Raw genomic sequence first — 14,615 nt, 5'->3', positions numbered from 1 at the left:
ATATCAACTTCCTGGCCGTAGACTTTCCCGGGGAGGTGGGACCTGTGCCTGATCAGCAGGAAGGCCGCGTGGACGAGGAATCCGGGCCGCTGCACGAGACCGTCGGTCATCTGCTGCGCAGGGTCTTCACCGGCATCACGGCCGAGGCCATGCAGAACGGGGCGCAGTCCCGTGACTTCGTGGTGCTCGACATGCTGGCCGACGAGGACGCTCCCTCGCAGCAGGACCTCGCGCACCGCCTCGGAATCAACCGGACGATCATGGTCAAGCTGCTCGACCGGCTCCAGCAGGCCGGCTACGTCACCCGGACCCGCAACCCGGCCAACCGCCGCACCTACATCCTGTCGGTGACCGACGAGGGCCGTGCCGCCCTGAAAGACATGCGCCAGGCCGTCGCCGACCGGGACGCCCGGCTCACCGCCCCGCTGTCCCCTCCGGAACGGCGCCGCCTCAACGAGCTGCTCAGCGGGCTGGTCGCCCACGACGAGCAGTCCACCATCCCCAGCACCGAACACCTCGTCGCCCAGGCTCACTACCGCCTGCGCCGGCTCGGCGACCACCGGCTGGAGGACTACGGCCTGCGCACCCGCCACTTCAGCCTGCTGCCCGCCCTGGACCGGCTCGGTCCCTGCCCCCAGCAGCAACTCGCCCAGTACCTGTACCTCACCGAACCGGCCACCGCGTCGCTGATCGAGGAACTCGTCCAGGCCGGGCTCGTGGTCCGCGGCCAGGACCCGCACGACCGCCGCCGCTACGCCCTGGAACTCACCGACCTCGGCCGCGCCCGCATCCCCGCGGTCCGCGACGCGATGCGCGGCGTCGAGCACGACATCGAGGAGATCCTCGGCCCCGACGGCACAAGGGACCTCCGCACCCTGCTCATCACGCTCCTGCCGTAGGCCAGGCGGCCCGCTGCAGGCGGGCGGTCAGCGTGCGAAGGTGCTCCACGAGCTCGGGCGGCTCGTGGACGTCGAACTCGAAGCCGAACGCGGCCACCCATACCGCGAGATGGTCGAGGCTGTCCGAGCCGATGCGCAGGGTGCAGGTGTGATCGTCGATGGGTTCCACCACACCGAGCGTGGGCGGCACCTCCTCGGTCACCTCCGCGGCCGAGCCGTACATTGTGAGCACCGCCCGGTAGCGGTGGCCGTTCACGGTCGGCCCCATGGCGAAGTAGTCGGCCAGGTCCTCTGCGGGCAGCGGTCTCGGGCCGAACCGAGGTCCGGTGGGGATGCGCATCGACAGCCTGTCGGCCCGGAACCTCCGCCAGTCCGACCTGCCGGTGTCCCAGGCGAAGAGATACCAGCGCCGCCCGTCCTGGACCAGCCGGTACGGTTCCACGTCTCGTGTGGTCGCTGAGCCGTCATGCGAGACGTAGTCGAAGCGCAGCCGTTCGTGGTTGCGCACCGCCGAGGCGATCGCGATCAGCGTCGACGGATCGACCGTGGGGCCGGGCATCGGTATGATCACCACGGCCGAGCTGAGGGTGTCGATCTGGTAGCGCAGCCGCGAGGGGAGCATCTGGTCCAGCTTGGCCAGCGCCCGCACCGAGGTCTCGGCGATACCCGTGATCGCGCCGTCGGCCGCCGTGCGCAGCCCGACCGCCACCGCGACCGCTTCCTCGTCGTCGAGCAGCAGCGGGGGCAGCGAGGCGCCGGCGCCCAGCCGGTAGCCGCCGCCGACGCCGCCGATCGCGTTGATCGGATAGCCCAGAGTCCGCAGTCTGTCGACGTCGCGGCGGATGGTCCGTGGGCTCACCCCGAGGCGTCCGGCCAGCTCCGTCCCCGGCCAGTCGCGGTGAGCCTGGAGCAACGCGAGCAGACGGAGCAGCCGGGCCGAGGTTTCCAACACCCGACGATGGTGGCACCGATCGCGGTCAGAAGGTGACCGCGAATACCGTCGGCCTCACACGAGGTTCTCGAAGAACCGCCGCACGTCCCCGGCGAACACCCCGGGCCCCTCCAGCCGGGTCCTCCGGGCGGGCCGGGTCAGACCTGTTCCTGGCGGGGCATGACGACCTCGCGGACGATGAGCAGGAGGGCCGCGACCAGCGGGATGCCCAGCAGGGCGCCGACCACGCCGAGCAGGGCGCCGCCGACCAGGGCACCGACGATCGTGGCGAGCGGCGGGACGTCCACCGAGCTCTTCATCACGCTCGGCGCGATCCAGTAGTTCTCGACCTGCTGGTAGACGGTGAAGAAGATCACGCAGATGATGCCGACGGTCGGTGAGACGAAGAATCCGACCAGGGAGGCGACCCCCGCGCCGATGAAGGCGCCGACCATCGGGATGAGGTCGGTCAGGGCCACGATGAGGGCCAGTGCCAGGGCGTAGGGGACCTTCATGGCGATCAGGAAGAAGAAGGTCGTCACTCCGGCGATCAGCGAGATGATCAGGTTGCCGGCGACGTAGCCGCCGATGCTGTCGATGATCTTGTCGCCGAGCAGGCCGGCGCGGGTCCGGCGGGACTTCGGCACCAGGCGGTAGGCCATCTTCTTGAGCGAGTTCAGCGAGCCCAGGAAGTAGAGCGTCAGGACCAGGACCGTCAGCGCGTTGAAGACCGCCCCGATGAGCACCTGGCCGAAGCCGAGGACGCCGCCGAACATCTGGCTGCCGAAGTCGCCGCTCGTGACGTACTGCTGGAGCTTCTCCAGGATCTGGAAGCGCTGGTCCAGGTCGCGGATCATCGGATTGTTCTGCAGCTCCTGGACGTACTGCGGGAGCTTCTCCACGAAGTCGGTCGACTGCGTGGTCAGCGGCGGCACCACGGCCAGGCCGAAGACGGCGAAGACGGCGATGACGCCGAGGAAGACCACGGTGATGGCGACCACGCGGGCGAGCCCGCGCTTCTGCAGGTTCTCGACGGCGGGGTTCAGGCCGATGGCGAGGAAGAGCGAGACGATGATGAGGATCAGCACCGAACTCGCGCTCATGACCGCCTGCACCAGCCACCAGGCGGTGAGCACGCCCAGGGCGGCGGTGAAGCCGAACACGAACGGGTTGCCGCGCATCGACCGCCCCGGCCGGCCGAAGGGCAGGTCGGTGGTGGCCATGTCGGTGGGGGCCTCCAGCGGTCGCACGGGACCCGCGGAGGTGAGGACCGGTCCGTCGGCGGGGGCTTCGAGAGGGCGCACGGGGCCGGCCGAGGTGAGGACCGGCTCGGCCTCGTCGGCGGGGGCGGCCTTGGCGGAGGCGGCGGGGACGGTGGCGGGGACGGGAGCGGCCGGTTCGGCGCGGTCACTGGAGATGGGCTCGGACACGCACGGCCACTGCCCCGGCTGTGATGGATTAGTCGGTTCCGGGCAGTGGCGGGAATCACCCCGGAGTCGCTCCATGCCGATGTCCGCGGGAATCACCCCGGGGTCGGTCCATGCCGACGGGCCGCGGGAATCACCCAGGCGGATCAGCTCATGTTGACGTACTGGCGGGGCCGCAGCGCGTGGCTCCTCAGCGCGGCCAGGGCGGCCGACCGGCCCGCGGGGGTGAGCCTGCCCGCCCGCCGCAGGCCGAAGGCGTCCAGGCGCCGCCCCAGGTCGGCCAGCGAGTCGTCCACCTCCGAGGTCTGCCACTCCTCGCAGTCGATCACCGAGGCGACGCGGTCGCGGTCCGCGGGTGAGCCGTCGGCGAGCAGCATCAGCGCCACCTCCCGGGCCGAGGCCCTGAAGCCGTGCTCCCCGGACGCCGGGGCCAGCAGCGCGGCGGCCGCGGCCTCCCAGAGCAGGTCGCGGTCGTGGAGCAGGCGTTCCCCGGTCGAGGTGATCACCAGCCGCCTCCCGGCGCGGCGCAGCGCGCCCATCTGCCCCTGGGCCACCTCGCGGACCGCCGCCAGCTCCGCGCCGCTCCAGGGACTCTCCGCGAGCACCGAGCGGGCCAGGTTGTGCCGCTGGGTCAGCGGGACGCCGCCCTGCCGGCGGCCCTGCTCCAGCAGCCATCGCAGCGCCTCAAGGTGGTCCTCGGCCGGAGCCGGGATCGGGGCGTGCAGGCGCACCTCGAAGGGCTGGGCGAGCTCGCGCCAGGCGGTGCCCCGGCCGAGCACCCAGCGGTTCAGGCGCTCACCCTGGACCCGGTGGAGCCAGTTGTCCCCGCCGAGCTCGGGCCGGGGCGTGGTCAGCCACTGGCGGGTCAGCGCCTGCCGTTCGGGGGAGCCGATGGCGAGCTCCCCGGAGACGATGGCGAGCTCCAGGGCGGCCGAGCACGCGCCGTGCGCGCCCAGCTCCTCGGGACCCATGATCGAGCTCCACCGCAGCTCCGGCACGTCGGGCGGGAGCACCCCGGTGGCGTCCAGAGCGCTCTGGTAGGCGGCCATCCCGGCATCCTCGCCGGAGCGGGCGTAGGTGCGCAGGATCTGCGCCGTCGCGGAGGAGAGGCAGAGCGCGGCGTAACGTTCCAGGCCGCCCAGCCGGAGGAGGCTGGCCAGCGCGCGGGCGATCGCGGGACGGTCGCCGGAGACCTTGGTCGGCAGTGTGTACCAGAGGAACTCGCACACGTTGAGCTCGGTGATGGTCTCCAGCGGCTCGCCGCCGGTCAGCCAGTCGATGGCGCTCCGGGCGTGCTCGGCGTAGTCGGGCTCGGACCGCTCCAGCTCGGAGAGGAGCGCGGCCACGTCCGGTGCAGGCATGCTTCGAAGTCTGCCGTATGCGGGCCTGCCCTGACGATGAACGTGACGTAATGGATCGTGCACGTCGCCTACCCTAAGGAATCAGCACTAAGCAGCTCATATGTGTGGACGGTCAGACCCAGCCCTTCTTGAAGAGCATGCGCGAATGCCACTCCGCGTAAGGGATGATCTCGGCGGTGAGCACGGGGTAGAGCCACCAGAAGTTGATGAGCGACAGCAGCGTGAAGGCGCCCACGATCGAGGCGCCGACGATACGCCGTCGTGGTGCGGCGTTCACCGGGCCGATGATCAGGCCGGCGGCGAGCACGATCGCCAGGATCATGAAGGGGACCATGGGGATCGCGTAGAACAGGAACATGGTCCGGTTGTCGGCGATGGCCCAGTAGAACCAGGGCAGCCAGCCGGCGGCGTAGCTCAGCAGGACGGCTCCGGCGCGCCAGTCGCGGGTGGCCACATACCAGGCGATCATCGCGATGAGCGCGGCCAGCCCGCCGTACCAGATGACCGGGGTGCCGACCCCGAGCACCGCCTGCGAGCAGCTTGAGGCGTCGCATCCGCTCTTGGGCGTCTCGTAGAAGAAGGCCACGGGGCGCAGCAGCAGCGGCCAGCTCCACGGCTCGGACTGGTAGCTGTGCGGGGTCGCCAGATCGGTGTGGAAGCCGAGGACCTGGAAGTGGTAGTTCAGCCACGACCGGACCGAGTCGAAGACGAAGAAGAACGGCCCCTGCGAGGTCGCCTGGGCCCAGTTGCGCCCCCAGCCGGAGGAGGAGGCGAACCAGCCGCTCCACGAGACCATGTAGGTCAGCGCGGGGATCAGGCCCATCGCCAGCAGGAGGTTGGGCAGGTCCTTGCCGAACATGCCGCCGTACGGCCGGCGCAACCCGACCGCCCGACGGGCCCCGGCGTCCCAGACCAGGGACATGACCGCGAAGGCCACCAGGAAGAAGATCCCCGACCACTTGACCGCGCACGCCGCGCCCAGGCAGAGCCCGGCCGCGATCCGCCAGGGACGCAGTCCCAGCCACGGGCCGTGCTCGCTCAGCGGCGAGGTCTCGTACCAGTCGACCAGGCGGCCGCGCGCCCGGTCGCGGTCGACCACCAGGCAGGCGAACCCGGCCAGGACGAAGAACATCAGGAAGATGTCCAGCAGCGCGGTGCGTGACAGCACCAGGTGCAGTCCCTCGATGGCCAGCAGGAAACCGGCCAGGCAGCCCAGCATGGTGGAGCGGGTCATCCGGCGGGCCGTCCTGGCCAGGATGAGGATCGACACCACGCCGACCAGCGCCCCGGCGAACCGCCAGCCGAACGGGGTCATGCCGAACACCTGCTCGCCCACACCGATCATCCACTTGCCCAGCGGCGGGTGGACCACGTAGGAGGCGCACTTGTCGAGCTCGGCCGGCGCGCACTGCTGCCAGATCTCCGTGCTCTTCTGCATCAGGAGCTTGTCGGCGTCCTTGAGCGCGTTCCGCTCGGCACCGAAGTTGATCAGCGCCCACGCGTCCTTGGCGTAGTACGTCTCGTCGAACATGACCGCGTTCGGACGCCCGAGGTTGGTGAAGCGCAGGATCGCCCCGAATGCCGCCACCAGCAGCGGGCCCAGCCAGCCCCACATGGCGTCGCCTCGCATCGGCGGCACCAGCCGGTCTCGTACGGAGCTCGCCGATTCGCCGTCCGGCTGGGGCTCCGGCTGCTCGGACGCCTGGTTGGTGAAGTCGGTCACGGCCACCCGGACATCGTACGGGCCACTCCAACCGGGCAACCCAAGAAACACCGCCTACATGCCTAATTAGGGAACTTCCCCCCGGGATGAAAACCCCCTGGGACGGGATCTCACCGGGAATGGGGGAGGATGGCACCGTGACGGACAACGGCAGGCTGGTGCTCGCGGGGGCTCCGATCGGGCAGGTGGGGGACGCCTCGCCCCGGTTGCGGGGGGCGTTGGAGGCCGCCGACGTGGTCGCGGCCGAGGACACCCGCCGCCTGCGCAGGCTGGCCGGCGAGCTGGGCGCGGAGATCAGGGGCAGGGTCGTCTCCTACTACGACGCCAACGAGGCCGGCCGGGCGGCCGAGCTCCTGCAGGCCCTCCAGGACGGCAAGACCGTCCTGATCATCACCGACGCGGGCATGCCCGGCGTCTCCGACCCCGGCTACCGCCTGACCCGTCTGGCCGTCGAGGCCGGGATCACGGTCACCTCGCTGCCCGGCCCGTCCGCGGTCACCACCGCGCTGGCCGTCTCCGGCCTGCCCAGTGACCGTTTCTGCTTCGAGGGCTTCCTGCCGCGCAAGCCCGGCGAGCGCGCCCGCAGGCTGGACGCCCTGGCCGGGGAGGAGCGCACGATGGTGTTCTTCGAGGCGCCGCACCGGCTGCAGGCCGGGCTGGCGGCGATGGCCGAGGCGCTCGGCGCCGACCGCCCCGCGGCGGTCTGCCGGGAGCTCACCAAGACCTACGAGGAGGTACGGCGGGGCGGCCTGGGCGAGCTGGCCGAATGGGCGGCCAAGGGCGTCAAGGGGGAGATCACCGTGGTCGTCGCCGGGCACGTCCCGGAGAACCTGCCGCCGGTCGTCGAGGACCTGGTCGCCGAGGTCGCCCGCCGCGAGGAGACGGGCGTGCCCAGGAAGCAGGCGATCGTCGACGTCGCCAAGGCGGCGGGGATCCCCAAGCGCGATCTCTACGACGCGGTCCATCGCGGCTGAGCCCGCAGAGGCGGAGAATGCGGGAGATCCAAAAGTGATCTATATTGCGCGCCCCATGAGGGCTGGATTATCCCCATAATTTCCCAAATGGGATCAACGCGGAATCGGCTGCTGCCGCCTATGCCGGGAAATGTCCTGTGGGGCTGGCTGGGTCCACTGCTGGTCGCCGGGTTCGGGGCGATCCTCCGGTTCTCCGGCCTGGGACGCCCGCACGCGGTCGTGTTCGACGAGACGTTCTACGTCAAGGACGCGTTCGCGCTGATCACCTACGGTGTGGAACGTGCCTCGCACGGCAAGGTCGAGGACCCGGTGGCCGACCGGATGCTCGTGGCCGGTAACACCGACATCTGGGTCAGGTGCACCCCGCCCGAGGCCGATCCCTGCCCGCTGTACGTGGCCCATCCGCCGCTGGGCAAGTGGATGATCGGTGTGGGCGAGCAGGTGTTCGGCATGACCCCGTTCGGCTGGCGGTTCGCCGGGGCGCTGGTCGGCGTGGTGTCGATCCTCATCCTGGCCAGGACGGCCCGCCGGATGACCCGCTCCACCATGCTGGGCTGCCTGGCCGGTTTCCTGCTGGCCATCGAGGGACTGCACCTGGTGCTGTCACGCACCGCGCTGCTGGACATCTTCCTGATGTTCTTCGTCCTGGCCGGGTTCGCCTGCCTGGTGGTCGACCGCGACCGGGCGCGCGGCCGCCTGGTCGACTGGTACGAGACCTCGCCGCTGAGCGAGCACGGCCCGTGGCTGGGACTGCGTCCCTGGCGGATCGCGGCCGGGCTCTGCCTGGGCGCGGCGTGCGCGGTCAAGTGGTCGGGGATCTTCTTCCTGGTGGCCTTCGCGGTCATGTCCCTGGTCTGGGACGCCGGGGCCCGTCGGGCGGTCGGGTTGCGCCGGCCGTACGGCGGCATGTTCGGCAAGGACCTGCCCACCGCCCTCACGGCCATGGCGGCGGCTCCGGCGATCGCCTACGTGGCCTCGTGGAGCGGTTGGTTCGCCTCACCGCTGGGCTGGGGGCGCAACTGGGCCCAGGCGACCTCGCAGGGACCCGCGTACTTCGTCTTCGACTCGGTCCGGTCGTGGCTGAACTACCACTTCCAGGTCCTCGGCTACCACACCGACCTGGCGACCCCGCACGGCTACCAGTCCGAGCCGTGGAGCTGGCCGCTGCTGCTGCGCCCCGTGGCGTTCTTCTGGGAGACGCCCAAGAGCGGGTGCGGGACGGACAGCTGTGCCCAGGAGGTGCTCGGGGTCGGCACCCCGGTCATCTGGTACGGCGGGCTGGCCGCGCTCATCGCGATGATCGCCTGGTACGTGGCCACCCGCGACTGGCGCGCCGGAGCCGTCCTGCTGAGCTACGCCGCCGGCTGGCTGCCCTGGTTCTACTGGGCCATCGCCGACAACCGGACCATGTATCTGTTCTACGCGATCCCCATGGTCCCCTTCATGATCCTGGCGATCGTGCTCGCCGCCGGCCTGGTCATCGGGAAGGCGGACGCCGCTCCCAACCGCCGGGCGGTCGGGGCCGCGTTCGCCGGGGCCTTCATGATCCTCGCCTTGATCAACTTCGCCTGGCTCCATCCGGTGCTCGTCGCCGAGATCATTCCGCACGGGCAGTGGTGGACGCGGATGCTTTTCTCGCGGTGGGCCTAGCGAACCCGCGGCGCAGCGAGATCGCGGCGGCGAGACAGGCCAGCGGCACCGCGGGCAGCAGGTAGCGGTAGTCGAACTCGGCGGTCGCGGCCGGGGCCAGGATGAGCCCGAAGGCGGCCAGCCAGGGCAGGAGCACCGGTCCGCCCAGCTTGCGCCAGCGCACCGCCACCCCGGCCAGGCCGATCAGGAGCAGGACGCCGACGGCGATGCCGGGCATCCGGACCGTCCGCTGGTAGGCCTGCATGAAGGAGGCCCACGGGTCGTGGACCTGGGTGCCGACGACGCTCGGCCGCCCGCGGATCTCGGCGGTCGGCAGGCTCGGGTCGTACTTGCGCGCGTCGGTGTCGGTGTTGCCCTTGTAGGAGGCCCAGGCCGGGAGCACCTTGTCCTCGAAGGAGAACTCGTACTGCTGGAAGGTCGCGTAGTCGGGGAAGCGCGGCCGGCCCCACTGGAAGGCGCGGAAGAAGTCGAGAGCCACCCGGGCGAGGTAGTCGCCGGGCTGGGACATGATGGCCCGCCTGGCGAACGTCCCGGCGGCCTGGTTCATCTGCGGGGTGAACGTGCTGCCCGTCCCGAAGGCGTGGAAGCGCTGGCCGCCCCTGGCCCACCACAGGTAGTTCTGGCCGGAGAAGCTGCGCTCGCTCGGCGGGTCGGTGATGCACAGCAGCGCGATCTCGAGATCCTTACGGGGGTCGAGCTCCATCTTCCTGCAGTCGGCGAACAGCGCGGTCCGCATGTAGAGGATCGCCCCGTCGCTGCTGGTCATCGAGAAGGTGCCGTGCGCGGAGGCGAACCAGCCCATGTAGGCGACCACCGGGAGCGCGCACGCGGTCAACATCGCCGTGATCGGCTTCCAGCCGGTGCGCTTGATCAGCATGTAGGCGCTGACCAGGGCGAGGATCGGCAGCCCGATCGACCGGGTCAGTGCGGTGAGGGCGAGCAGCAGGCCGATGACCGCGCCGAGCCGCCAGGACATCTTCCGGTGCCAGAGCACCAGCGTGACGACGCCCACGACCAGCAGCATGAACATCGTGTCGGACATGATCAGGTGTTCGAGCTGGATCTGGTAGGCGTCGAACAGCACCGGCACCGTGGCCAGCGTCGCCCCCCAGCCGGGCAGGCCGAACCTCCTGCGCAGCAGCGCGTAGACCAGCACCGCGATGGACAGGCCCATCAGGTGCTGGGTGAAGGCCACCAGGCCGAAGCTGTGGAAGGGGCGCAGCAGGAGGAGCCAGAAGGAATAACCGTTCGGGCGCAGGGCACTGGGCCTGTCGGGGTTGACCGCCCCCGACACGTATTCGAAGGAGTCGTTGAACCACAGCGCCGGGCCGTACCCGAGCATGGTGACGACACGCAGCACGAACGCCAGCGAGAGCGCGGCCACGAAGACGCGGTGGCGGCGTAGGAACGCCCACAGGCGTGCGCTCCAGTCGCCTGGAGGCGTCTCCAGACGTGCTCGTTCGGCGACGGTCACCATGCATTACAGGATGCCAGTCGTTTCACGGAGTTGACCCGCGCAGTACTCGATAGAGGGCATCATGATGAGATTGGCCTGTGCCGTACATGAGGGGTTGAGACGTGGAACTGACCGTGGTCATGCCTTGCTTGAATGAGGCGGAGACCGTGGAGACCTGCGTACGCAAGGCACTGGCCTGCATGCGGGAACACGGGATCGACGGAGAAGTGCTGATCGCCGACAACGGCAGCACCGACGGCTCGCAGCAGCTCGCGCGAGACGCCGGCGCCCGGGTCGTGCACGTGGACGCCAAGGGGTACGGCAACGCTCTCATGGGCGGCATCCGGGCCGCCCGGGGCCGGTACGTCATCATGGGCGACGCCGACGACTCCTATGACTTCACCGCGCTGCTGCCGTTCGTCGAGCAGCTGCGCGACGGCGCCGACCTGGTGATGGGCAACCGGTTCAAGGGCGGCATCGCGCCGGGCGCCATGCCCCCGCTCCACCGCTACCTCGGCAACCCGGTGCTCTCCTTCATCGGCCGCCTGTTCTTCCCCAGCGCCATCGGCGACTTCCACTGCGGGCTGCGCGGCTTCCGGCGCGACTCCATCCTCAAGCTGGGCCTGCAGACCGGCGGCATGGAGTTCGCCAGCGAGATGGTGGTGCGCTCGACGCTGTCCGGGCTGGACGTGCGCGAGGTGCCCACCACGCTGTCGCCCGACGGCCGCTCCCGGCCGCCGCACCTGCGCTCCTGGCGCGACGGCTGGCGCCACCTGCGCTTCCTCATGCTCTACAGCCCGCGCTGGCTGTTCCTCATCCCCGGCATGGTCCTGATGACCCTCGGCCTGGTCGCGGGCGCCGCCCTGACCTTCGGCCCGGTCTACATCGGCAAGCTCGCCTTCGACGTCGACACCCTGGTCGGCGCCTCCGCCGCGATGGTGATCGGCTTCCAGGCGGTGCTGTTCGCGGTGTTCACCAAGGTCTACGCGGCGGAGGAGGGCTTCCTGCCCGAGGACAGGCGGGTGCGCAGGCTCGTCGACATCGTGACCCTGGAGAAGGGCCTGGTCGTCGGCGGCCTGCTGGCGCTGGCCGGTCTCGGCGGTCTGGTCGCCTCGCTGGTCCACTGGCAGACGCGCAGCTTCGGCACGCTGATCCCGTCGGAGTCGCTGCGCCTGGTCGTGCCCTCGGCCACCGCGCTGATCATGAGCTTCCAGACCATCTTCGCGGCGCTGTTCGTCAGCATCCTCGGCATCCGCCGGACCAGGGAGACCCCCATCGACGTGGCCGCCTCGGCCGCCGAGGAGGCCGCCGAGGCCGTATCCCGGGAGAGCACCAAGGCCTGAGCCCGCGTCCCTTAGGCTTGGCACCATGTCCCAGCACATCCTGACCGCCGTCGCGTGGCCCTACGCCAACGGCCCCCGCCACATCGGACACGTCTCCGGATTCGGCGTGCCGTCCGACATGTTCAGCCGCTACCAGCGGATGGTGGGCAACAAGGTCCTGATGGTCAGCGGGACCGATGAGCACGGCACCCCGATCCAGGTGCAGGCCGACAAGGAGGGCGTGAGCGCCCGCGAGCTCGCCGACCGCTACAACCGGGTGATCGTCGAGGACCTCCAGGCACTCGGGCTCTCCTACGACCTGTTCACCCGGACCACGACGGACAACCACTACGCCGTGGTGCAGGAGATCTTCAAGGGTCTCTACGAGAACGGCTACATCTTCCCCAAGACCACGATGGGCGCGATCTCTCCGTCCACCGCCCGCACCCTGCCCGACCGCTACATCGAGGGCACCTGCCCGATCTGCCACTACGACAGCGCCCGCGGCGACCAGTGCGACAACTGCGGCAACCAGCTCGACCCGATCCAGCTGATCAACCCGGTCAGCAAGATCAACGGTGAGACGCCGATCTTCGTCGAGACCGAGCACTTCATGCTCGACCTGCCCGCGTTCGCCGAGGTGCTGGGGTCCTGGCTCCAGTCCAAGCAGGGCGAGTGGCGGCCCAACGTGCTGAAGTTCGCCCTCAACCTCCTGGGCGACCTGCAGCCGCGTGCGATGAGCCGCGACCTCGACTGGGGCGTGCCGATCCCGCTGGAGGGCTGGAGCGACCAGCCCAACAAGCGGCTCTACGTCTGGTTCGACGCCGTCGTCGGCTACCTCAGCGCCTCCATCGAGTGGGCCCGCCGCTCCGGCGATCCGGACGCCTGGCGGCAGTGGTGGCAGAGCCCCGACGCCCGTGGCTACTACTTCATGGGCAAGGACAACATCGTCTTCCACGCCGAGATCTGGCCGGCGCTGCTCCTCGGCTACAACGGCCAGGGCTCCCGGGACGGCAAGCCGGGCGCGCTGGGCACGCTGAACCTGCCGTCCGAGGTCGTCTCCAGCGAGTTCCTGACCATGGAGGGGCGCAAGTTCTCCTCCTCCCGCCAGGTCGTCATCTACGTGCGTGACTTCCTGGCCCGTTACGACGCCGACGCGCTGCGCTACTACATCGCGGTGGCCGGCCCGGAGAGCCAGGACACCGACTTCACCTGGTCGGAGTTCCTCAACCGCAACAACGGCGAGCTGGTGGCGGCCTGGGGCAACCTGGTCAACCGCTCGATCTCGATGGCCGCCAAGAACTTCGGCGTCATCCCCGAGGCGGGCGAGCTGACCGACGCCGACCGGGCGATGCTGGAGCGCAGCCGCGCGGCCTTCGCGAAGGCCGGCGCCGAGTTCGAGGCCTCCCGGTTCAAGAACGCCACGAACGAGGCGTTCGAGGTCATCCGCGAGGCCAACCGGTATCTCGCCGAGCAGGAGCCGTGGAAGATCAAGGACAACCCCGAGCGGGTGAAGTCCATCCTCCACGTGGCTCTCCAGGTCGTCGACGACGCCAAGACCCTGCTCACCCCGGTCCTGCCCGGCTCCTCCAACAAGATCTACGCGATGCTCGGCGGCACCGGCGTGTGGTCGGGAATGCCGGAGATCCAGGAGGTCACCGAGGAGGACGGCCGGTCCTACCCGATCATCACCGGCTCCTACGAGGGCGCCGCCCGCTGGGAGTCCACCCCGATCCGGCCCGGCACCCCGCTCGCCCCGCCGACCCCGCTGTTCACCAAGCTCGACCCGAAGATCGTCGAAGAGGAGCTCGCCCGCCTGGCCGGGTGACGCGCGTACGGCCCGCCCGGGTGGGTGACCTCCGCCGAGGATCCGCCCGGCCGGGCGGTGCGCGTCGGCCTGCCCGCCCGGATGGGTGCGCCCGTCGATCCGCCGGCCCGGCCGGAGACGGCCCGCGCCCGGCGGTCCCGGCGCGGGCCGTGCCGGCTCCTCGGTAGGTTGGGGGCCGTGAGCACGACGAAGCTTCCCGCCCTCCCCGAACCCCTGGCCGCCGAGGTGTTCGACAGCCACTGCCACCTGGACATCATGGTGGGCAACCGCCAGGCGTCCTCGGGAGACCCCGTCGCCCAGGCCGCCCAGGCGGCTCAGGCGAGCATCGAGGGGATTCTCCGGGAGGCCCGCTCGGTAGGGGTGACCAGGCTCGTCACGATCGGCTACGACCTGCCGTCCTCGCGCTGGAACGCCGAGACCGCCGGGCTCCACGCCGACGTCTACGCCGGGGTGGCGATCCATCCCAACGAGGCGCACGCCTCGACGCCGGAGACCCTCGCCGAGATCGAGGAGCTGGCCCGCCTCCCCCACGTCAGGGCGGTGGGGGAGACCGGGCTCGACTACTACCGTGACTGGGCGTCCAGGGACGACCAGCACGCCAGCTTCCGGGCGCACATCGAGATCGCCAAGCGGACCGGCAGAGCCCTGGTGATCCACGACCGCGAGGCCCACGACGACGTGCTGCGCGTCCTGGCCGACCAGGGCGCCCCGGACGTCGTGGTCTTCCACAGCTTCTCCGGCGACGCCGAGATGGCCGGCAGGTGCGCCGAGGCCGGCTACTTCATGTCCTTCTCCGGCCCGGTCACCTACAAGAACGCCGGCTACCTCCGCGAGGCCGCGGCGGTCGTGCCCAAGGAGCTGATGCTCGTCGAGACGGACGCGCCCTACCTCCCGCCGACCCCGCACCGGGGCAAGCCCAACGCGCCCTACCTCATCCCCCTCACGCTGCGCTGCCTGGCCGAGGTCAAGGGGATGGAGCCGGCCGGGCTCGCCGAGGCCATCAGCGCGAACGGGGAGACCGTCTTCGGCGCCTGGTGATCCGCG

At 70.3% G+C, this 14,615-nt stretch carries 11 protein-coding genes; 6 read left to right on the top strand and 5 right to left on the bottom strand.

The genetic code is table 11. The features are described from left to right. Positions 1-44: 44 nt before the first annotated feature. Positions 45-899, top strand: coding sequence for a MarR family winged helix-turn-helix transcriptional regulator (locus SROS_RS41715; RefSeq protein ID WP_043654042.1), 855 nt, complete (start codon positions 45-47; stop codon positions 897-899). Here SROS_RS41715 and SROS_RS41710 read toward each other — a convergent pair. The 4 genes from SROS_RS41710 to SROS_RS41695 form a co-directional block, all read right to left on the bottom strand. Further along, positions 883-1,851 carry a helix-turn-helix transcriptional regulator gene (locus SROS_RS41710; protein WP_012895001.1) on the bottom strand — a complete coding sequence of 323 codons (969 nt, stop codon included), beginning with the start codon at positions 1,849-1,851 and terminating at the stop codon, positions 883-885. The genes SROS_RS41715 and SROS_RS41710 overlap by 17 nt on opposite strands. A gap of 137 nt (positions 1,852-1,988) precedes the next feature. Then, positions 1,989-3,260, bottom strand: coding sequence for an AI-2E family transporter (locus SROS_RS41705; RefSeq protein WP_012895000.1), 1,272 nt, complete (start codon positions 3,258-3,260; stop codon positions 1,989-1,991). 143 nt (positions 3,261-3,403) lie between these two features. Beyond that, positions 3,404-4,618 carry a hypothetical protein gene (locus SROS_RS41700; protein WP_012894999.1) on the bottom strand — a complete coding sequence of 405 codons (1,215 nt, stop codon included), beginning with the start codon at positions 4,616-4,618 and terminating at the stop codon, positions 3,404-3,406. A 112-nt stretch (positions 4,619-4,730) separates the two neighbouring features. Further along, positions 4,731-6,347, bottom strand: a complete 1,617-nt coding sequence (locus SROS_RS41695; protein ID WP_043654039.1) for a phospholipid carrier-dependent glycosyltransferase — start codon at positions 6,345-6,347, stop codon at positions 4,731-4,733. Between the two features lie 113 nt (positions 6,348-6,460). On the opposite strand from SROS_RS41695, the gene rsmI reads away from it, so the two are divergent. After that, positions 6,461-7,315, top strand: coding sequence for a 16S rRNA (cytidine(1402)-2'-O)-methyltransferase (rsmI, locus tag SROS_RS41690; RefSeq protein ID WP_043654037.1), 855 nt, complete (start codon positions 6,461-6,463; stop codon positions 7,313-7,315). Positions 7,316-7,435: 120 nt separating this feature from the next. Next, a complete protein-coding gene (locus SROS_RS41685; RefSeq protein WP_148269847.1) occupies positions 7,436-8,965 on the top strand; it encodes a dolichyl-phosphate-mannose--protein mannosyltransferase in 1,530 nt (509 codons plus the stop codon). Here SROS_RS41685 and SROS_RS41680 read toward each other — a convergent pair. Beyond that, positions 8,913-10,442, bottom strand: a complete 1,530-nt coding sequence (locus SROS_RS41680) for a hypothetical protein (RefSeq protein WP_012894995.1) — start codon at positions 10,440-10,442, stop codon at positions 8,913-8,915. The two genes, SROS_RS41685 and SROS_RS41680, sit on opposite strands and share 53 nt — an antisense overlap. 101 nt (positions 10,443-10,543) lie before the next feature. Between SROS_RS41680 and SROS_RS41675 the strand changes: the two genes are divergently transcribed. The 3 genes from SROS_RS41675 to SROS_RS41665 all read left to right on the top strand — a co-directional run bounded on the left by SROS_RS41675 (position 10,544) and on the right by SROS_RS41665 (position 14,609). Next, positions 10,544-11,764 carry a glycosyltransferase gene (locus SROS_RS41675; protein WP_012894994.1) on the top strand — a complete coding sequence of 407 codons (1,221 nt, stop codon included), beginning with the start codon at positions 10,544-10,546 and terminating at the stop codon, positions 11,762-11,764. Positions 11,765-11,789: 25 nt separating this feature from the next. Next, positions 11,790-13,571 carry a methionine--tRNA ligase gene (gene metG / locus SROS_RS41670; RefSeq protein ID WP_012894993.1) on the top strand — a complete coding sequence of 594 codons (1,782 nt, stop codon included), beginning with the start codon at positions 11,790-11,792 and terminating at the stop codon, positions 13,569-13,571. 177 nt (positions 13,572-13,748) lie between these two features. Next, the gene (locus SROS_RS41665) at positions 13,749-14,609 is read left to right on the top strand and encodes a TatD family hydrolase (RefSeq protein WP_012894992.1); all 861 of its coding nucleotides are present in this window, start codon (positions 13,749-13,751) and stop codon (positions 14,607-14,609) included. The last annotated feature ends 6 nt before the right edge of the window (positions 14,610-14,615 follow it).

Source organism: Streptosporangium roseum DSM 43021 (assembly GCF_000024865.1).
Classification (GTDB): Bacteria; Actinomycetota; Actinomycetes; order Streptosporangiales; family Streptosporangiaceae; genus Streptosporangium; species Streptosporangium roseum.
Note: the sequence above shows the minus strand (reverse complement) of the source record. Positions and strands in the feature narration are given on the sequence as shown.